Genomic DNA, 19,428 nt, shown 5'->3' on the forward strand with positions numbered 1-19,428 from the left:
GTTTTGGTGGTGTGGGAGGGGAGGGAGGGGGATAGGGGGTCAGCCTATCCGGCGTTTCCAGGTAAGCAGTCTTGTGGTTGCGTTTATCAGCATTACTATAACTATCAGCACAAAGGCAGCAGCAAAACCTTCTGAAGGTGGAACCAACGCCGGGAATAAAAAAGCATGATATACAGTTATAGGAAGAGCGGCAACAAGGTCCTGAAACGGATAAATCTTAACTCCATAAAGAAAACTTTCATTAGGCAATACCTTCAGTTCAGGTAAGAACTGAGTGTATCCTGCTGTCAGTATCACCACTGCTGACTCCTCTGCAGCTCTTCCGATGCTCAGAACAATACCTGTGATAATGCCTGTAAGTGCATATGGCAGAGTAATTAGCCTCAAAGTATCCCATTTTTTTGCCCCAAGAGCATAGCTTGCTTCTTCCAGTTCAAAAGGAACGCCTTCTAATGCCTTTTCCGCTGCCCTTTCTATAACAGGGAGGATAAGGATAGCCAATGCAATGCTGCCTGAGAGAAGGGAAAATCCCCCTGTGATGAAACGCATGTGATATACAAGGATTAGGAGCCCGAATATCCCGACGACTATCGAGGGGGTGCCTGACAGCACATCTATGATGAAACCAAAACCTTTGACAAAGTACCCGTCCTTTGCGTACTTTTTAAGGTAGATGGCAGTCCCCACAGCAATAGGTGCTGCAAGAAGAGTAGAGAATACCGAGAGTAAAACAGTCCCGACTACTGCGTTGGCTATTCCCCCGCCAAAACCCGTGGTTTGTGATTCAGGTGTCAGCAGGAAGTACCAGCTCAGGCTCGGGATAGCTTCAAGAGTTATCTTCCCAAGTATCCCTATCAGCACCAGTACGGTTGTTGCTCCTGCAGCATATGCTATCGTTTTGAACAGAAGTTCAGTAATCCTTCTTTTCTTCATACTCTACCTCCAATCTTCCTTGCCAAGGCAACAAACATCATCTCTACAGCAAATAGAACGGCTGCAATGCCGAAAAGTGCACTGCGGGCTTCATCGACAGCCACATAATAACCTATCTCATTAAGGATCTTTGATGTCATTGCATATCCAGTATCAAGTATTGATGTAGGTATCTTCTGGGTATTACCCATCAGCATCACGATTGCCATGGTCTCTCCCATGGCACGCATAGTGCCAAGAATAACGGAACCCATTATTCCTCCGGAGGCTGCAGGTATCACCACCTTCCGGATGGTCTCCCACTGTGTGGCTCCCACTGAATACGAGGCTTCTCTGTATTCCGGGGGTACCGATCTTAGGGCATCCTCTGAAAGTGCCACAATTGTCGGAAGTATCATGATTGCAAGCACCACCGAGGCAAGAAGCACACCTGTCGCAGTTGACGGACTCGTGTTGGCGAAAATGGGTATGAACCCAAGTATACTGTCAATTAAAGGATTGACGTGATCCCTGAATGTTTTATGCAGTACGAAAAGTCCGAATATGCCGTAGACCACAGAGGGAATGCCCACCAATAGCTCCACAAGAGGGCGTACTATGGCGGCAACACGTGGATGTGCAAATTCTGAAAGGAATATGGCCGTGAAAATGCTTACAGGAAGAGCAAGTATGAGCGTCACGACAGTTAGGATGAGGGTACCTGCAATGAAGATGCGTATACCGTATATGTTATTGCCATAGTCCCATACTGAACCTGTTATGAAACCCAGTCCCTCTCTTGCAAAGACGGGATAGGCAGTATAGAATATGAAGCCTACAAACAATATAGTGGCAATGGCTGTTGTAATACTGCATAAAAGAAAGACGGTTTGTGGTATGCGTAATAATATATCGTTTTCCTTCATGTTGTGAAATCTCTTGTTATTAAAAAAAGGACCTGTGCCGACAGGCACAGGTAATTCAAACTGCTTTTCACTATGTTTAAATCTCAGCTATTGAGAAGTATCCAGTTTCCTTGAATGCTGGGATGGATCCTGGTGACATAGCGAAGGTTATGAATGCCTTCTGCATGGTGTTCGGCTCGCCGTTTGTCAGGTAGTTCAATGGGCGGGTGAGTCCATGTGGATAGTACTGGCTGCCAGTTGCTGAGTCAAGAGCAAGCTCCTTCTTGATGTTGCTGCTGGAGGCTTTGAATGCTTCCATGTCACCTTCATTGTTTTCGTCGATGATGTTCAGGATCTTAACTTCATCTGATGTTGTTGCAAATCCGTAGTCGACAAAGCCAAGTCCATCTGAGTCACCAGCGACTGCTGCCAGGACACCGGAGTTACCGTTTGCACCTTCAATTGTTGCGATGCCATCAATTGCTCCCTTGTCGTCGTAGAGGTAGTCAGCAAATGTGTCCTCAGTTCCGGACTTGTCTGCTCTCTGGTATAAGTTAGTAGAGGCGTATGCAGTTCCGTTAATCTCGATGGCTCCACCTGAGTACATTGTCTCCAACTCTGTCTTTGAGACGTTTGTATGGGCAAGAGCGACAGCTGGGTGGTTCTTGTTCACTATAACAGCTATTGCGCTTCCACCGATCTTGTGGACCTGAAGGTCAGGGAACTTCTTCATTACATCATCATCTACTTCCTCGGATGCTGCACCTATGTCGACAATTCCAAGACCTGCTGAGGTCATACCGGCACCAGAGCCGCCGCCCTGTACCGTGACCTTGATACCAGCGTTCTGTTTCATGAATTCTTTGGCAATGAGGTCAGAGACCGGTTTGACTGTTGAGCTTCCTGCAATGAGGAGCTCGGTTGAAGCGGCGCTCATGGCATCGCCTGTGCTTGCGCTGTCTGAAACGTCGCCTGAGAATGATCCTAAGATCGTACCGACTGCTGCTGCACCGGCGATTGCAACTACCACGAGGACGAGGGTTGCAACGATGGGTGAAACACCAGCTTCGTTGTTAAAGAGTTTCTTTATGTTCATATGTATCGTACACCAATTTGTTTATGTTCCAATTTGCGAGCGGGTTTTAATCGCTCTGAGCGCTTAATTGGTGGCGGGATATATAATGGTTGTACAAATGATGTATATAGGTAAATAATACATATAGGTTCATTGTATCTCTATATATTGCTGCATATACAACAGGGATTTTTGTTTAAATCATGGGCGGGGGACTTAATTATTAAAGCAGGGAAGTTATTAAAATAAGAAGTCCGGTGTGTGCGGGTTATTTTTATTCATTCATCTGAAAGAAAACAGATACAGGGTGGTGTTTGTGTATATCTCTGCATTGGTTATGGCAGGGATGGGAGATGGAATGGAGGTGAGGTGGAAATGAGGTGGAGATGAGATGAGGGGGTCGGAATGGCAGGATCATTTGGTTATAAGGGTGTAGACCACACCGAAAACTGCCAGGGCTATGATGATGACAACGGCGTAGAGGTAGTTCTCCACGGCATCGATGGCGGCATTCTCAATGGTGGCAAAGAGGGAGGATATGGTGCTCAGTGTGCCGCCGAAGAGCTTGCTCACAAGCTGCTGGATGGTGTCGAAGATACTGGTCATGCTGTCCAGGATACCGGAGAGGAATGAGGGGTCAGGGTCCTGCTGCACTTCCATGGAGATGTCAGAAGGCCTTTCATACATGGCATAGAGCTCTTCCTCATCATATTCCTCCTCATCCCCCTCATCTTCGGTGGGGGGGAGGGGTTCAGCGGGGGTTGCGGGTGCATCATCTAAAGTATCCTGGGTTTCGGGTAGCCAGCCGCCGTTGAAGGGGTCCCAGTACTGCTTAACCTCCCTGCCGGCTACATAGAAGGAGGACTGGGCCTCTCCCTTGTAATCCCCGATGCCACGGAACGAGCATACGGCAGGGGGGAGGTCGGGTGCTGCAGCGGAGCTGATATCGTAACTGAAGGTAAGGTCTGTGCCGGGGGGGAGGAGCACACCCTTTACTGAGACAAGATGAGAGCCATTGTACTGCGATATTGAGTGGTCCCACTCGCTCAGGGGCAGGTCGCTTCCCTCAAGGCTCTCCTCAATGCTGCCGTCCACATAGCCCGCAGCAGCGGGAATGGTGTCGGTCAGGTTCACCCAGGCTGCACGGTCCCCGGTGTTGGACACTTTAAGGGTCACTGAGCGGGCGTCCTCAGAAGCCAAAAGGGTCTTTGTCAGCACTATATACGGACCGTGGACCTTGATGCTCTTTGTCCCGGACTTCCAGCTTAGCTCCTTACCGAAAAAGTTCGCAGTGACCACCACACTGTCAAAGGAGTATGTGCCCTGTCTCATGGGCACAAGCTTCTGGCCAAGATAATACTGCCCGTCAGGGTCCATGGAAGCATGGCTGCCTGACTCGTATGTCTCAGAAATCACAAACTCATCCGCAACCGGGGAAAAAGTGATATTCAGGTCACTGATAGTGTACAATCCGTTATTAAATATATGTGTCCTGAGCAAAGAATACTCCCAGGCATCCCGGATCTCATAATCCTTTGAACTGTAGGTTTTGCTGCCGCTGTCCAGATGCCGGACATACCATGAAGTCATGTTGATATCATCATGTATCACTTCCAGGATGACCTTCATATCGGGTTCTGTGCATTCAAATAAAGTGTAAGCTGAACTGTCATGGTATCCTTTCTTTATATCATAGCCACCGGCTGTGGCATTGATGGAATACACCAGCTCGTAGGGTGAGGTCCTGCCATCCCACTGCGGGGCTATCACCGTGAAATTAATGGCCGCGGTGTCACCTTTCTCAAGGCAGCCAAGCTCTTTTTTAATGATCTGGTCCCTGAAATGGAAATCCCCCTTACCTTTAAGCCTGAAATCGACAATATCGACCATCAGGACGACATTCTCCGCCCATGCATCCCCGGTGTTCTTAACCGTAACCTCTATCTCCTTCTCCTCACCCGGGGCATATTTCCCGGCAGGAACGGACACCCCGTCCACTGTATCCGCACTTGCAGCAAAGCTTATCTCAAGCTCTGGCTTGCCCCTGGAATAGAGCTTGATCTGTGCAGAAGGGGTTTTCTGCCCGTCCACCGAAATACCGCTCAGCTCCACCTTGATCTCATCATCCCACACAAAGGACTTCCGGTCGTCTGCACCTTCCAGGAAAAGGAATTCCTTTTTAATGATACCTTCCTTCTCCGCAGAGATCAGCGCCGCCTTCATGCTGTCGTCAAAATCATCTGCGCGGAAGGTATACTTTATACCATTTACCTCCTTGACCGCCGTACGTCCCCACTGGATAGTGAGGGAACCTTCACTCACCCACTCCACACAGGTATCAAGGTCAGCACATGGACAGAACGTAGCTGCCGCAGATGCTGCGGGCAGCATTGAAGCAAAGAGGATCAGCATTGCTGCTATGCAGGACAGGCTAAGTACATACACGACCGTTTTTTTCACAGGTTCCACTCCAGGCTTCATTTTATTGGCTATTATTATACTCTCAGGTAACGCGTCCGGTAAAACAAAGACCGGCAGGATTACAGGTATGAAGAGAGAACCTGGCATAACTTAAGGCAGAAACGACTATATGTAAAGACCCCGAGACGGTAGCAGTAAGGCCAGGTAATCTCTTCATGCAGGCAAAAACGGATTGTTATGTTATAACCCTTGCACAAGTGAAATAAATAGAAGGCATTTAATTAACGTACAGTATAGGATATATATAGAACCATTCAGGGAACATAAACAACATGTGGACCAATAGCTGCCATACTGCGCCGGAAATGGGGCATGTTCAGAGTCCGGATCTTAGTTAAACCGCGTTTATCCGTATTTATATGTATTTATTCATACTTATCCCTACTTATCCATACTTATCCGCGTTTATCTGTGTTTATCTGTGGTTCTATTATCAGAAAACAGCATCAACCGGACGCAGATAAAGCTTGTCTGTGATCTTATGAAAACTTATTCAAGTTCATTTCATCAATTATATTTTTCATGAATTTATATTAAAAAATATATTACAAACTATATAGAATAATTCAATGCCCGGATCATAGTAATATTTTGTTGACCGCACACGATATTTATTCCGGCTGTGGTCAATCAGTAAGGCAAGATTTATATATCATTGTTTCATCTAGTCATCAAGTGAGCGGGTCTGTTTTTAACCCCACTCCCACACTAACCCCCACTCCCCAACCCGCTCACTAATTATTGGGTACTATTGAAGGGATTGCCGGTAAAGAGGGCTTTAGGCATTTGGATCTGATAAAGGAATACATAAAGGGTCCGGTAAAGCAATTAGTATCTGTGAAGGGTATAAAATAAGAAATAACCTTTTCAAATGCGTTAGTTCATTCCGGAGATCAGTTCTTATCGCATTCTTTTTCCCTGCAGAACTGCTCATATTCATCGGTTATTGATCCTTCCCACAATCTTATCCCATGCCTGTGGGCAGCCCTTGCGATCATATGTGCGGATACAGGGGCTGTAAGCAGCAGGAATATACCAACTGTTATGGCTTTGAGGCCAATTCCCGAAAAGCCGGTATTTATGGCGATTGCGATCATCACTCCGAAAGTCCCCAGCGTTGCGATCTTTGTGGTTGCATGAAGACGATTGTACACATCAGGTAATCTCAGCAGCCCGACCATTCCCACAAAAACGAACAATATGCCTGTCAGGAAGAACGCATTTGCGATAATGGCGGTCACTGTTGCGAGCATGCTCAGAATATCTCCCCCATGTCAAGGTATTTTGCTATGGCAATTGTCCCTACAAAGGTTATTATGGACAGTACAAGGGCAGCATCCAGGAAGAAAGGAGATTCCTTAACATATGAATAGACACCAAGAGTTACTACCATCACCAGTGTCAGTGCATCAAGCCCCACGACCCTGTCAGGAAGTGTCGGGCCGGCAAGGATCCTGTATAAACAGGGTATTATTGAAATGGTCATAATAACAAGGGTCACATCAAGTAAATTCATTCGAAGGCCTCCAATACGTATCTTTCAAGTTTGTCGCGGATAGATGCCTTAAGTGCCACAGGATCTGAAACATCGATGGAATGTACATAGAGCGTTTTCATATCATCTGATACATCGATGGTCAGCGTGCCCGGTGTCAGGCTGATGGTGTTTGCGATGGCTGTTATGGACGCATCCTTTGATGCTCTTATAGGCACCGCTATTATTCCGGGTCTTATGTCCAGTTTGGGGCCAAGGATTATCTTTGCTATCAGTACACTTGCTTTTGTGATCTCTATCATCAGGATCGTAAGGAACGTTGCAAGTTTTGGGATTCTTCTCATACAATTCCCACAGCTTGTGTCCTCTTCAAGCCTGTACAGTTTCTTCAAAGACAACATTGTAAGGACACCCAGGAAGGAACCGAACATGAAATTCAATATGCTGATCTTCCCGCTGACAAAACACCAGATTATTCCCAGTACAAGTGCATAGGCAATATATTGTCTCATCTCACACTCCTCTCAAGTACGGCTGTTATATATGGCTGCGGATCAAGCAACTGCCCTGCGATGGTAGTCGAAAGTGCTATCAGAGGCTCCGGGTATACCCCTATGAATATCACCACACATGCAAGCATGGACAAAGCTATTTTTATAGCAGTTGTCGGATTGCGTGTGTTACAGCTGTCATCCCTGCAATCCTTCACCTCACCCCAGAAAATTGTAAGCCAGGTCCTGAACAGGTAGAAAAGAGTGAAGATCGCAAATACCAATGCTATAGCTATTGGAATATAGAATTCTGCCGTAAGGCCGGAATCAAAGAGCAGCAGCTTGGCAAAGAAACCCCCGGCAGGCGGAAGTCCGGCTATTGACATGGACCCTATCAGGAATATGGTACAGAGGAAAGGTGCTGAAGCTGCAAAACCGCCCATCTTCCTCATATCCTTTGTGCCTGCATGATAAAGTGTCTCTCCTGTTGTCAGGAAAAGCATGGACTTTGCAATTGCATGGTTCACAAGATACACAATGGCTGCTGTCAGGGCATAAGCAGTTCCCATTCCCACACCAAGTAGCACATAGCCTATCTGGCTTACACTCGAATAGGCCAGGAGCCTTTTAAGGTCATACTGGCCTATAGCTGAAGTTGCACCTACTGCTATCGTTATAAGGGAGAGGACAATAAGGATTGGCTGAACCATGAAAAGGGCTTCGTTGAATATAAGGTAATGTATCCGGAGTATGCCATAGACCCCTACCTTGATGACCATTCCGCTTAGCATCGCATGTATGGGTGCAGGTGCTGAAGGGTGTACATCGGCAAGCCAGAAATGCAGCGGGAACAATGCTGCCTTATATCCGAACACCACGATAAGCATCATTGCAATGACATGGATATGCCATGGAAGTGTTCCTGAATCCGCCAAAACCGATATCTTGACTGCAATGTCTGCCATGTTAAGCGTTCCCACGGTTGCATAGAGAGAAGCAATGGCCACCAGCATAAGGATTATACTGACCATATTAAGTATCAGGTATTTGTATATGGCTTCCAGCTTATCTGCCATTTTTGTATGATCGCCACGTCCAGTAAGAACGATCAGCCCGCAGGAAGAAAGCACAAGCACTTCGAAGAAGACGAACATGTTGAATATGTCCCCTGTGAGGAATATACCATTCAGGCCTGCGACCATGAGGTTGAAAAGCGGGAAGAACGTTGAATCCAGCGCTTTGCGGTCCATGTAATCCGTGGCATATATCATGGCCATGAGGGATATCAGGGAACTGAGGACAACCATTCCGGCACCCAGCAGGTCTGCAACCAGCAGTATACCATATTTTCCCCATTGTCCCACTTCATATACCAGAATGCCATTCTCCCATACATGGAACAGGAGTATCAGACTTAGCAGCAGCAGAACAGAGAAAACTCCTATGTTCAGGGCTTTCTGCAACGCTGACTTTGACCTGAAAAGAATCGTGAGACAGCCAAAAATGATAGGCAGGGCTACCATTATTATAGGAACCTGCTCCATTGGGATCATCCTTTCAGCCTCCTTATCTCACTCACATCTGTTGTGCCATGCTCCTGATAAACACGGTAACATAGTATAAGCAGGAATGCGGTTGTAGCAAGACTTATCACAATTGCCGTCAGCGTGAGCGCCTGTACAAGCGGGTCAACATAGATGGCTTCCGTCCCTTTTGAAACAATCGGTGCAAGAATACCGTTTGCAAGGTCATCTGTGAAAATGAAGCCTGCTGAGTTGCCTGTATTCTCATGGGTTATTACGGGTACCTTATCCCCTGAGAATGCACCGGATGATACAATGAGCAGATTCGTTGCGTGGGACAGGATAGTAATCCCGATTGCAATCCTGATCATATCCTTTCTCAGTATCAGGAATGTTCCAATACCAAAAAGTAATGCTATTGCAATAGCAAGGATCATATGGTTCATTTGTCCTCACCCATTCCTTTGAATATATAAAGCAGCGCTCCTATGACAACAAGATAGACCCCGATGTCAAAGAACGTTGTCGAGATTATCTTTATAGTCCCTATTAACGGTAAAGTGACAGATACGGACATGCTCCTGAGGAAATTATAACCAAGGACCATGACCCCAATGCCTGTAAGGGCAGCGATCAGCAGTCCCAAAGCAAACCAATTGTCCCAGTTGTTATTATAAAGTGATTCGATATATTTCAGGCCGAACACTACGTACATTAATGAAACGGCAGAGGCGAACATCACACCTCCTATAAATCCGCCTCCCGGATTATCATGTCCCGCCAGGAGCAGGGAAACCGAGAACAGGATTATTATGGGCAAACATGCCTTTGATACTGTTCTTGCGATCAGTGTTGTCATGTTTTATCACTCCTGCTCTTTATCAGATTATAGACTCCCAGTCCTGCCAGGCAAATAACCACTATCTCTCCCAGTGTATCATATCCCCTGAAATCTACCAGTATGACATTTACCATGTTACGTCCTTCTGCAAGTGGCAGACTGTTCTCTATGAAATAGTATGACAGGGACTCAAATGGTGAAACGATTCCCTGAAATGCGTTAAGGAGCAGGACAAGTATTGTTGCAAAGACTGCAGATGATATAAGCAGATCCCTTACAAGGACCGATTTTGCTATCTTCTCGGTGAAAGTCTGTGGCACTTTAACTATTACCAGCAGGAATATTATTGTGAAAAGTGTTTCCACAAGTATCTGTGTCATTGCAAGGTCCGGAGCCTTCATATATATGAATACAAGGCTTACAAGGTATCCCAGGGCTGATACTGCAATAATGGCATGCAGATATTTTTTCAGGATCGCTGCACCCAGGGCAGAGACCACCATAACTGCCAGAAGCAGCCCCTCGTAAAGGGGTATCTCAAAGTTCAGGTCAGCAGGGACAATTGCAGACGCCACCAGAAGGGCCGGTATTGCCCCGAGTACCAGGAACAGGACCAGCATTGATACCAGATATGGCTTGATGGGCCCTGGTTGCATGAAAGCTGCAAACGATTTGCTTTTTCCCTGCGCTCCGTCGACGATACTGTCATAGATATAGTTGATACTCAAACGCGGATGAAGTTCATTGAATTTGTTCTGCCAGGCTGCGATGGCATCATACCTTGTGTACAATGCAATACCTGCAATGAAGGTGATTATCGTCATCAAAAGTGCTGTGGTGAAGCCGTGCCACAGTGATACGTGCAGGTGCACGTCCTCAAGCAGTATGGCAGATGATGCCGGCTCTATGATATAATGGACCGCTGCAGACGGGAAGACACCTATGAGTATTACAAGTACTGACAGGAAAGCAGGCGGGACAAGCATGACCAGGGATGGTTCATGTATGTGTTTTGGTAACTCCTTACCACGCCTTTTTCCCAGAAATATACCGTCTATGAACTTGACGGAGTAGGCAAAAGTGAAGACGCCGCCAAGGATCGCAAATGCAGGTATCAGGATCTCGAATGGTCCTCCAAGCAGATGCCCCATTTCCAGTGAACTCTCATAGAACATCTCCTTGCTCAAAAAGCCATTCAGCGGTGGCACGCCTGCCATTGCAAGGGCAGCTATTGAGCCTATTATGAAAGTGACAGGCATCTCTTTGCGTAAACCACCCATTTTAGATATATCCCTTGTGGCAGTTTCATGTGCTACTATTCCTGCAACAAGGAAAAGGCATGCCTTAAAAGTTGCATGATTGAGCAGGTGGAAGGTTGCAGATGCAACCCCGATACCAGGGTACTGGTAGGTGGTGTAACCGTACATTGCCATCATATATGCCAGCTGGCTGATCGTTGAATATGCAAGTAGTCCCTTGATATCTGTCTGGCGGAATGCAAGGAACCCCGCAGCAAGCATGGTGATAATGCCAAGGCCACTAACCAGTATGAACCAGGCCTCGGTTCCGGAGAATATAGGATGTATCCTGGCGACAAGATATATGCCTGCTTTCACCATGGTAGCAGAATGCAGGAATGCACTTACAGGGGTCGGGGCTTCCATTGCATTGGGAAGCCATATGTAGAACGGACCTTGGGCTGATTTTGATGCGGCGCCTATAAGGATAAGCACGAGTGCGGGAAGGAAGAGGTCATGTGCCTTTATTGTTGCGATTACCGACGGGTCCTGCATTATGGTTACAAGATCGAATGTACCTGTGATAAGATTCAATACAATGAATCCTGCAAGCATGAACACCCCACCTCCTGCGGTTACAAGAAGTGATTTGGTTGCACCGTACACAGACATAGGTCTGTTGCGCCAGTACCCGATGAGCATGAATGAAGTGATGCTTGTGAGTTCCCAGAAGATAAAAAGTTGAATTGTATTGGCGGAAAAGACCATTCCAAGCATTGAACCCATGAAAAGCAGCAACTGCTGGTAGTACCGGGGAAGGTCCTCTTTCTTTGACATGTACCCGTTGGAATATGACATGATTATTACTGCAATGCCGGACACGATGAAACCGAACATGATACTAAGGCCGTCCGCATAGAATGAGAAGTTCAAGCCCATTGAAGGAAGCCATTGCACGGATTTTTGAATAGTCCCTCCGTGTATGATCTCAGGTGCAGACAGAGCAACTAGCAATAAACTCAGGAATGAAACTGCGGATGCATACCACCCTATTTTTTCCTTTAGGAATTTTTCAACCAACGGCAATATACCGGCCAGAAAAAATGGCAAAAAAACCGCTAATGTAATTGCTGTAAACGGGTCCATGTCACTTTACATTCAACTACAGATATATAACGTTTATTCATGTTGATTATAATTTATGATATATTTTAATGGAATTTGACAGATCCGCTATTTTATTAAAATATAAGCCATACTTTGATATTTATATTGGTGATATCTGAGGGAAAATTGATATGGTTTTGGTTTCCCAGTCAGCAGAGTTAAGATGCACAGGGTAACAGATATATAATGTACATCATTAGTTCCTAGTCACTTACGTGATAATAATGAAAGTAAAACAATCTTCTGAATTCCCCAAAACCATGGGAAATACGATCACATACCTTACATTATTCCTGATTCTGTCTGCATGCCTCATCCTTTTGCAGATCCCTGCCCAGGCATTCCAGGATAATACCAGCGACATCAATGTTTCCTCACAGGACAACAGCTCTTCTGTAATATCCGCAATATCAGAGTACAGTCACCTGATCGAAATACATTTCCATGATAATGACCTTCTGATCGTGAGTGAATCAATTGTCTATTTAATGGATGTGACAGCTGAAGATGAAGAGCTCGTGTTATGGGTTCCTGAGGCTGCACAGATAACACATCTCCAGGTAACTGACATGGCGGGCACTGCTGATGTGCGATCATTGGATCATGAAAGAAATGGGAGTCTGGTCTACTTCAGTTCACATGGAATATCAGGTTCCAATGGAATGCCGCAGCTATATGGCATCAGGTACGCTATACAGGACAGCGGGGAAGGCACAGTTTACAGGAAAGTCCTGCGGGAGCAGGGAACGTTCGGGTACCCGACATCACGGCTCATAATCATAGTAGCTCATGATGAAGACAAAGTTCCTGTTATCATTTCAGGGGAGGATCTTTTAATTGAAGCCGATGAAACGATCAGTGAAACGGATCAAACGTCTTATGTATGGTATTCCCCGCAGTTTGACCAGCTCAGCATCACTCTTGAAGAACGTGATAAGGGCCTGGAGGCAGAGCAGGGATATGCAGGGATCATTGCAGGAGCCATTTTATTCATTATAGTGATCGCTGTGTTGTATAACAGATATCGCAGGAATGACAGTACTGATCCCTATATGCCCGGGGAACTCGAAGACCTTTACGATGCGGAACTTGCCGTTATAGCAAGGATCGAGGGTGACTGGAAAAAGGATAAGCTCAGTAAAGAAGAGTATGATAGCCTGCATAAAAAGCACACAGAGAGTGCGGCAGGGATCAAAAAGAGAATTGAGAAGCTGAAAAGGAGCTAATGTTCCTTTTCATCATAGATCTCTTCTTTTTCAGGTCCCTCTCCCGTGATGTCAGCTGTAAGCCAGCCAATATCATAACTCTGCCCGCAGCCAGGGCATATAAGTCCAAGCCTGGTCTTTCCTTCCGATATTCCTTTGATATATACATGGAATCCGCGGGGGTATCCACAATTAAGGCAGACCCGAAATGATCTGTCAGCATCCTTTGTATCCATGGTCTAAACTTTGCATGTTAGGATAAATCATTATCGATTGAGTATTTGCGCATCATTTCACTGCAGCCTTATCCCACAACGTTTATCATAGATACCTGCAAGGAACACGCTATGTATAAAGGAATAATTTTTGATGCAGACGGGGTTCTCGTAGACTCAATGCCATATCATGCAAAGGCATGGGTCGATGTATTTTCCGGATTGGGGATAGAGGTCACAGAAGAAGAGATATATGAGGTAGAAGGATCGAATCACATCGGTGTTATCAACATCTTTTTTGAAAAGGCAGGCATGACACCTGATCCTGATATGTACGCTGCCATTCTTGAAAGGAAGAGAGCGCATTTTTTGAGGAACAATCATGCAAAGGCATTTGAAGGCATGTACCAGTGCCTGAGCTCCCTGAAGGGCAGGTTCAGGCTTGCTGTTGCATCAGGCGCCGACAGGACCATTGTTACCTCGCTCATGGATAAATTCTATCCCGGAATTTTCGATGCCATTGTCTCAGGAGAGGATGTCAGTAAAGGGAAACCGGATCCTGAACCCTATAACAGGGCAGTTGCAATGCTTGGGCTTAATAAGAATGAGTGCTTTGTTGTGGAGAATGCACCTCTTGGCATAAGGTCTGCCAAAAATGCAGGTCTGTTCTGTGTGGGAATTCCTGCATACCTGGATGCTTCAAAGCTTCAGGAAGCCGATCTGATATTAAAGGACCACGATGAACTTGTCGGGTACCTGAACGGTCTTGCAGAAGAATAGGGTTTGTATACAAGGTGTCCGTACAGTGTTCAAGGGACAGGAAGATTGTGAAAATGGAAAGCTGGGGAAATTGGGGAAAGTTGGATATTCTTACATCTCTATGAATATTGGTGCATTAAATAAACTTTGAAAATAAGGAAAAAGGAGAATTGAATTATTATTCTCCTTTGATCCTGTCCCTCAGGAATTTATGAAGTATACCGCCATTCATATAATAGTCGATCTCGATGTCAGAGTTCAGGCGCACCAGGACATTGAAGGTCTTTTCATTTCCATTCTCTGACCTTGCAACAACCGATAGTTCACCGAATGGCCTGAGCTTATCGGTTCCTTTTATTTCGAAGGTCTCTGTTCCTGAAAGTCCAAGGCCTGCTGCGGATCCACCCTCCATGAACTGCAGTGGCAGGACTCCCATGCCTACAAGGTTGCTGCGGTGTATCCTCTCAAAAGATTCGGCGATAACCGCTTTGATCCCCAATAGCTGGGTACCCTTTGCAGCCCAGTCGCGTGAGCTTCCGGTGCCGTATTCCTTTCCTGCGATCACCAGAAGTGGTGTCCCCTCTTCTATGTATTTCATCGCTGCATCATAGATGGGCATCTCCTGTCCTTGTGGCAGGTGAATTGTCCACGATCCCTCTTTAGGTCCCACAAGATTGTTCTTAAGGCGTACGTTCCCAAACGTGCCTCTCATCATAACCTCATGGTTACCACGCCTGGAGCCATACGAATTGAAATTCTTCATATCGACGCCCTTTGAGCGCAGGTACTGGCCTGCAGGATAGTCAGATGGAATGGAACCTGCAGGGGATATGTGATCTGTTGTTATACTGTCCCCAACTACCACAAGAGCCCGTGCTCCTATGATATCTCCCTGTTCTTTTACATCAAGCGGGAAATTCTTGAAAAATGGTGGCTCCTGGATGTATGTGGAATGATTGTCCCATTCGTAAAGCATCCCCTCGGGTGCATCAAGGCCTCTCCAGAGTTCTGTACCCTGGTAGATATTTGAATATTCTTCCCTGAACATCTCAGGGGTGACAGCATCACGGATGTACCTGTCAAGTTCTTCTGTACCTGGCCAGAGGTCTTTCAGGTAAACAGGCTGACCGTTTGGATCACATGCTATCGGTTCCTTCATAAGGTCTATATCTACGGTACCGGCCAGTGCATATGCCACTACAAGCATCGGTGAGGCCAGATAGTTGGCTTTTACCTGTGAGTTGATCCTGCCTTCAAAGTTTCTGTTCCCGCTGAGGACGGCAGCAACAGTAAGGTCCTTGTTCTGTATCTCATTTGAAACGGCTTCTCTCAGAGGACCGCTATTACCTATGCATGTCAGGCATCCATAACCTACAAGGTGAAAACCAAGTGCGTCAAGATATGGCATAAGGCCTGCTGCTTCTAGATAATCAGTAACCACGCGTGAACCCGGGGCAAGACTGGTCTTTACGAAGGGTTTAACTTTCAGCCCCCTTTCAACTGCTTTCTTTGCAAGGAGTCCTGCTCCTATCATTAGTGAAGGACTGGATGTGTTGGTGCATGATGTGATGGACGCAATGACCACTGAGCCATGGGTTACTGCAATGGCATCATCTGCGCATTTCATCTTCGAGATACCGGTGTGATGAGGTTGTGTTATTTTTGCCACACTGTATCCTCCTTCTTCCAGCCAGCGGCTGTAATCCGGATCTGAGCCGTTAACTGCCTTACCGCTCTTTGCTGCAAACACATCTTTCATGGTTTGATGGAATGCCCTCGGCATGTCCTGTACAGTTATGCGGTCCTGTGGTCTTTTTGGCCCTGCAAGACATGGTTCTACTGTACTGATATCAAGTTGAAGTGTTGATGTGAACTCCGGGTCAGGGTTGCCTTCTTCAAGGAAAAGGCCCTGCACTTTACAATACTGTCTTACAAGGTCAACGTGCTCTTCGCTCCTTCCTGTCATAAGCATGTAGTCAAGGGTGACCTCATCGACAGGACAGAATCCCATTGTAGCGCCATATTCAGGGCCCATGTTGGCAAGCACGGCCCTGTCTGTCAGTTCCAGTGTTTTGTAACCCGGTCCGTAGAACTCCACAAACTTACCTACAACACCATGCTTCCTGAGCATTTCAACAACAGTAAGAACAAGATCTGTGGATGTGACACCTTCCTTCAGTTCCCCTGTGAGCTTAAATCCCACTACTTCCGGGATGGGCATGTAGTAGGGCTGGCCCAGCATAACAGCTTCTGCCTCGATGCCCCCAACACCCCAGCCAAGGACTCCAAGGCCGTTTATCATAGTGGTGTGTGAATCTGTGCCAACAAGAGTGTCCGGATAAGCCACCAGTTCGCCATCTTTCTCTTTAAGGTGGACTACAGATGCCAGGTACTCCAGGTTTACCTGGTGGATGATACCACTTGCAGGGGGCACAACCTTCAGGTTATCAAAGGCGTTCTGGGCCCAGTGAAGCAGTTCATATCTCTCCTTGTTGCGGTGGAACTCATATTTTTCATTACAGTTGCGGGCATACGATGTACCGTAGTAATCCACCTGTATGGAATGGTCGATTACAAGATCTGCAGGTATCACAGGATTGATCACTGAAGGGTCGCCACCAAGCCTTTGCATGGCTGATCTTATGGCAGCAATGTCAACCACAGCCGGCACTCCGGTAAAGTCCTGCATGATGACCCTTGAAGGAACAAAAGGTATGTCAAGGGCAGGTACTCCTTCGGGACTCCAGCCTGCAAGGTTCTTTACATCATCCTCTGTGATCACCTTGCCATCAACGTTTCTCAATACAGCTTCAAGTAAGACCCTGATAGAGTAAGGTAACCTGGAAACATTGGCTATCCCAAGTTCTTCCAGTTTTTTCAAGTTGTATATGGTTACCTTTTTATCCGCGATATTGATGGTCTGTCTGGATCCGAAAGGATCTTTAAAATCATCATATGTCATAATGTCACCTGTTTAATGTATACTTGTAATGATATTTATGTAGTCGGAACCGGCATTTTTGCCGGGCTTGTTAGTACATGTGCCTCATGGCACTCCTATCCTTTGGTTTTTATTTTTTCCTTGTCTCTTGCTTATACTGCCATGCATCTATGTCATGCATCATTCTGCCATGGTATCTGTGAATAAGCAGAGCTTTGGGGTCAGGGGATAAAAACCTGCGTTGGAATAAATAACTTTGCCCAATAGGGACATTTTAGTGGAGTTTTAATATCCGCAGGGGTAAAAATTCTACACAGGATAAAAAGAAGGAAGAAAAAAGGAGGTATAGTTCCTCTGATCAAACAACCTTTGTTTTGATGGGTGTCACATCCCGACTACAAGGTTACCGAACAGACAAACATCGTTTTTGGAACCCATTATTGCCGGTCTGAGCACATCGATCCCTGATCCCACGATCTGTGAGGCCTGGAATATATGGGCAAGTTGTGACTTTCCTTCTTCAAAAAGATCTCCCATTGCTTTCATCCCTTCCACAAATCCGTTCTCGATAAGTTCCACAGGATTGATTCCTGCTTCCAGGGCTTCACGGGCTATTCTTTCAACTGCACTTTCATCGAGATCCATCACAGCATGCTTTGCTCTGAAGATGATCTCTTCTTTTGTCGGTTCCATATCATTCACCTTTGTCTTTGGTGTTTGTTCAACTGGTTTGTTTGTGTTCGTATTTGTTTTCTTATACGGTCAGATCATACCCAGATCAAATGCCAGGGATAATATTATGGCTATGATCGAAAAGGCAAAGATCATCAGGTAATTTGTGCGCTCCTTTGAGACCGAAAGGCTCCATATGATGTATTGTAACCCATGATAGTCCTCTTCGCTCAAAGGTGTCCTGTTCTCTACTTTATCCAGCAAATTCAGGTTCTTCAGAACACCTACACGGCGTGTTGCTATGCGGTACCTGTGTGCAAAGAATGCCAGATAACCCAGGACGCCCAGGTAGAATAGGATTTTAGACAGGCTACCGTTGTAGTAGTCTGCAATGATTATCAGCCTCAGGAAGATTGCAGACAGCAATCCTATCCAGAAATAGAACCTGATCCTCTTCAGACTATAGCCCTGTGGGATGTACATATTGTTCAAGCTTGTAATCGTTTGCGTCATTATATCTTTCTACCTGCTTTTTCTGCTATTTCACACCCGGCCTTTTTCCCGTCGGTGTATTTAGACAGAATCCTTTTACCGTTATTATAATATAAAAATCAATCGGTTATGGGCATACTTTGTGACTTTCTATTAAAAAATACTGCAAATAGAGCACTGCAAATAAAACACTGCGTAAAAGGTGGATCGTTCCTTTTGAAAAAAATGATGTAATAAAACAAGTAAAGTTTATTAAAGTTTATTACAGTTTATGAGGGGCACATAAAGGCCTTTATATTTCAAGACAATCAACGGGTCTTTTTAAGAATGCCTTTACCATTCCTTCGTCATCAACATCTTCGGAGAAACGGATTAGTTCCCATCCATCCATTCCAAGCTTGTTGAGGTCTTCTTTTGTACTGTCCCACTCGCCGTAGCGAACTGATCTTATATCATATTCCCATGGTGCCATGTTCTTTCCTCTTACCGGATTAATCTTTATTATATCGTATTATCTTGTGATATATATAACTTGTCAAAAAATTCACTTGTGTTTAAAACAAAATCACTTGATTTGCTGGAAAACAAGACGCCTGGGCTCAGGCTGCGATGTTATGGTTTTGCATTCCTGCCAGTTTGCGATATTAACAGGGAAGCCAGTTCAGGCAGGAAAAGTGAGAAAAAGAAAGAACTATATTGTTTGGTTTGTACAGTTCACTTGTGAATTAGTTTCTTAATGCTTTCCAGATCCCTTGCATCCTTTGAAATGCCTTCATACAGCCTGCCTTTGTCTATCCACATGTCGGATGCACTTTGCAGTCCCTGGGTTTTGTGAGGAACGTAGGCTATCTCAAATCCCGGTGTGGAAGCAGGTTCACAACATACGGGTGTATGGATCACGTTCTGAAGCAACGGGGCTCCATGTTCTTTCATGTTGTTCTTCTTTTCTTCTAATATCTGCTCATCGGTTCTGTTTTCTGTCATATGGTAGTAGATTGGTCTTATCATTATTAAAG

The 19,428-nt window shown here is 45.7% G+C and carries 19 protein-coding genes; 2 read left to right on the forward strand and 17 right to left on the reverse strand.

The features are described 5' to 3' along the window. Positions 1–39 precede the first annotated feature (39 nt). The 11 genes from pstA to mbhE all read right to left on the reverse strand — a co-directional run bounded on the left by pstA (position 40) and on the right by mbhE (position 12,107). Positions 40–933 carry a phosphate ABC transporter permease PstA gene (gene pstA, locus V7O64_RS00950; RefSeq protein ID WP_407356164.1) on the reverse strand — a complete coding sequence of 298 codons (894 nt, stop codon included), beginning with the start codon at positions 931–933 and terminating at the stop codon, positions 40–42. Continuing rightward, the gene (gene pstC / locus V7O64_RS00955; RefSeq protein WP_407356165.1) at positions 930–1,838 is read right to left on the reverse strand and encodes a phosphate ABC transporter permease subunit PstC; all 909 of its coding nucleotides are present in this window, start codon (positions 1,836–1,838) and stop codon (positions 930–932) included. The genes pstA and pstC overlap by 4 nt, the downstream gene beginning before the upstream one ends. Before the next feature lie 76 nt (positions 1,839–1,914). Beyond that, positions 1,915–2,847, reverse strand: coding sequence for a PstS family phosphate ABC transporter substrate-binding protein (locus V7O64_RS00960; protein ID WP_407356166.1), 933 nt, complete (start codon positions 2,845–2,847; stop codon positions 1,915–1,917). Between the two features lie 459 nt (positions 2,848–3,306). Then, positions 3,307–5,352 (reverse strand): hypothetical protein, encoded by a 2,046-nt coding sequence (locus V7O64_RS00965; protein ID WP_407356167.1) that lies wholly within the window; start codon positions 5,350–5,352, stop codon positions 3,307–3,309. A 914-nt stretch (positions 5,353–6,266) separates the two neighbouring features. Beyond that, positions 6,267–6,626 (reverse strand): monovalent cation/H(+) antiporter subunit G, encoded by a 360-nt coding sequence (mnhG, locus tag V7O64_RS00970; protein WP_407356168.1) that lies wholly within the window; start codon positions 6,624–6,626, stop codon positions 6,267–6,269. Positions 6,627–6,628: 2 nt separating this feature from the next. Then, a complete protein-coding gene (locus V7O64_RS00975; RefSeq protein WP_407356169.1) occupies positions 6,629–6,889 on the reverse strand; it encodes a cation:proton antiporter in 261 nt (86 codons plus the stop codon). Further along, on the reverse strand, positions 6,886–7,380 hold the full coding sequence (locus V7O64_RS00980) for a Na+/H+ antiporter subunit E (RefSeq protein WP_407356170.1): 495 nt from the start codon (positions 7,378–7,380) through the stop codon (positions 6,886–6,888). Before V7O64_RS00980 ends, V7O64_RS00975 begins: the two co-directional genes overlap by 4 nt. Next, entirely contained in the window at positions 7,377–8,912 is a 1,536-nt protein-coding gene (locus V7O64_RS00985; protein ID WP_407356171.1) for a proton-conducting transporter membrane subunit, read from the reverse strand. The genes V7O64_RS00980 and V7O64_RS00985 overlap by 4 nt, the downstream gene beginning before the upstream one ends. Then, positions 8,909–9,328: an NADH-quinone oxidoreductase subunit K gene (locus tag V7O64_RS00990; RefSeq protein ID WP_407356172.1), complete on the reverse strand. Its 420-nt coding sequence runs from the start codon at positions 9,326–9,328 to the stop codon at positions 8,909–8,911. The genes V7O64_RS00985 and V7O64_RS00990 overlap by 4 nt, the downstream gene beginning before the upstream one ends. Further along, entirely contained in the window at positions 9,325–9,741 is a 417-nt protein-coding gene (locus V7O64_RS00995; RefSeq protein ID WP_407356173.1) for an MnhB domain-containing protein, read from the reverse strand. The genes V7O64_RS00990 and V7O64_RS00995 overlap by 4 nt, the downstream gene beginning before the upstream one ends. Next, positions 9,738–12,107 (reverse strand): hydrogen gas-evolving membrane-bound hydrogenase subunit E, encoded by a 2,370-nt coding sequence (gene mbhE / locus V7O64_RS01000; RefSeq protein ID WP_407356174.1) that lies wholly within the window; start codon positions 12,105–12,107, stop codon positions 9,738–9,740. Before mbhE ends, V7O64_RS00995 begins: the two co-directional genes overlap by 4 nt. Positions 12,108–12,352: 245 nt before the next feature. Between mbhE and V7O64_RS01005 the strand changes: the two genes are divergently transcribed. Then, positions 12,353–13,354 carry a hypothetical protein gene (locus V7O64_RS01005; protein WP_407356175.1) on the forward strand — a complete coding sequence of 334 codons (1,002 nt, stop codon included), beginning with the start codon at positions 12,353–12,355 and terminating at the stop codon, positions 13,352–13,354. Here the strand turns inward: V7O64_RS01005 and V7O64_RS01010 are convergent. Then, positions 13,351–13,569, reverse strand: coding sequence for a hypothetical protein (locus tag V7O64_RS01010; protein ID WP_407356176.1), 219 nt, complete (start codon positions 13,567–13,569; stop codon positions 13,351–13,353). The genes V7O64_RS01005 and V7O64_RS01010 overlap by 4 nt on opposite strands. A gap of 111 nt (positions 13,570–13,680) precedes the next feature. Here V7O64_RS01010 and V7O64_RS01015 point away from each other — a divergent pair, with 111 nt between their 5' ends. Next, positions 13,681–14,328: an HAD family hydrolase gene (locus V7O64_RS01015; RefSeq protein ID WP_407356177.1), complete on the forward strand. Its 648-nt coding sequence runs from the start codon at positions 13,681–13,683 to the stop codon at positions 14,326–14,328. A 157-nt stretch (positions 14,329–14,485) separates the two neighbouring features. Here the strand turns inward: V7O64_RS01015 and acnA are convergent, their stop codons facing one another. The 5 genes from acnA to V7O64_RS01040 all read right to left on the reverse strand — a co-directional run bounded on the left by acnA (position 14,486) and on the right by V7O64_RS01040 (position 19,396). Further along, positions 14,486–17,269, reverse strand: coding sequence for an aconitate hydratase AcnA (gene acnA, locus V7O64_RS01020; RefSeq protein WP_407356178.1), 2,784 nt, complete (start codon positions 17,267–17,269; stop codon positions 14,486–14,488). Positions 17,270–17,632: 363 nt separating this feature from the next. Then, the gene (locus tag V7O64_RS01025) at positions 17,633–17,941 is read right to left on the reverse strand and encodes a B12-binding domain-containing protein (RefSeq protein WP_407356179.1); all 309 of its coding nucleotides are present in this window, start codon (positions 17,939–17,941) and stop codon (positions 17,633–17,635) included. A 69-nt stretch (positions 17,942–18,010) separates the two neighbouring features. Further along, positions 18,011–18,403 carry a hypothetical protein gene (locus tag V7O64_RS01030; RefSeq protein ID WP_407356180.1) on the reverse strand — a complete coding sequence of 131 codons (393 nt, stop codon included), beginning with the start codon at positions 18,401–18,403 and terminating at the stop codon, positions 18,011–18,013. Positions 18,404–18,704: 301 nt separating this feature from the next. Next, positions 18,705–18,884 carry a hypothetical protein gene (locus V7O64_RS01035; RefSeq protein ID WP_407356181.1) on the reverse strand — a complete coding sequence of 60 codons (180 nt, stop codon included), beginning with the start codon at positions 18,882–18,884 and terminating at the stop codon, positions 18,705–18,707. A gap of 242 nt (positions 18,885–19,126) precedes the next feature. Beyond that, positions 19,127–19,396, reverse strand: coding sequence for a hypothetical protein (locus V7O64_RS01040; protein ID WP_407356182.1), 270 nt, complete (start codon positions 19,394–19,396; stop codon positions 19,127–19,129). Positions 19,397–19,428 lie beyond the last annotated feature (32 nt).

This window comes from Methanolobus sp. WCC5, from assembly GCF_045690325.1.
In the GTDB taxonomy this organism is placed as follows: domain Archaea; phylum Halobacteriota; class Methanosarcinia; order Methanosarcinales; family Methanosarcinaceae; genus Methanolobus.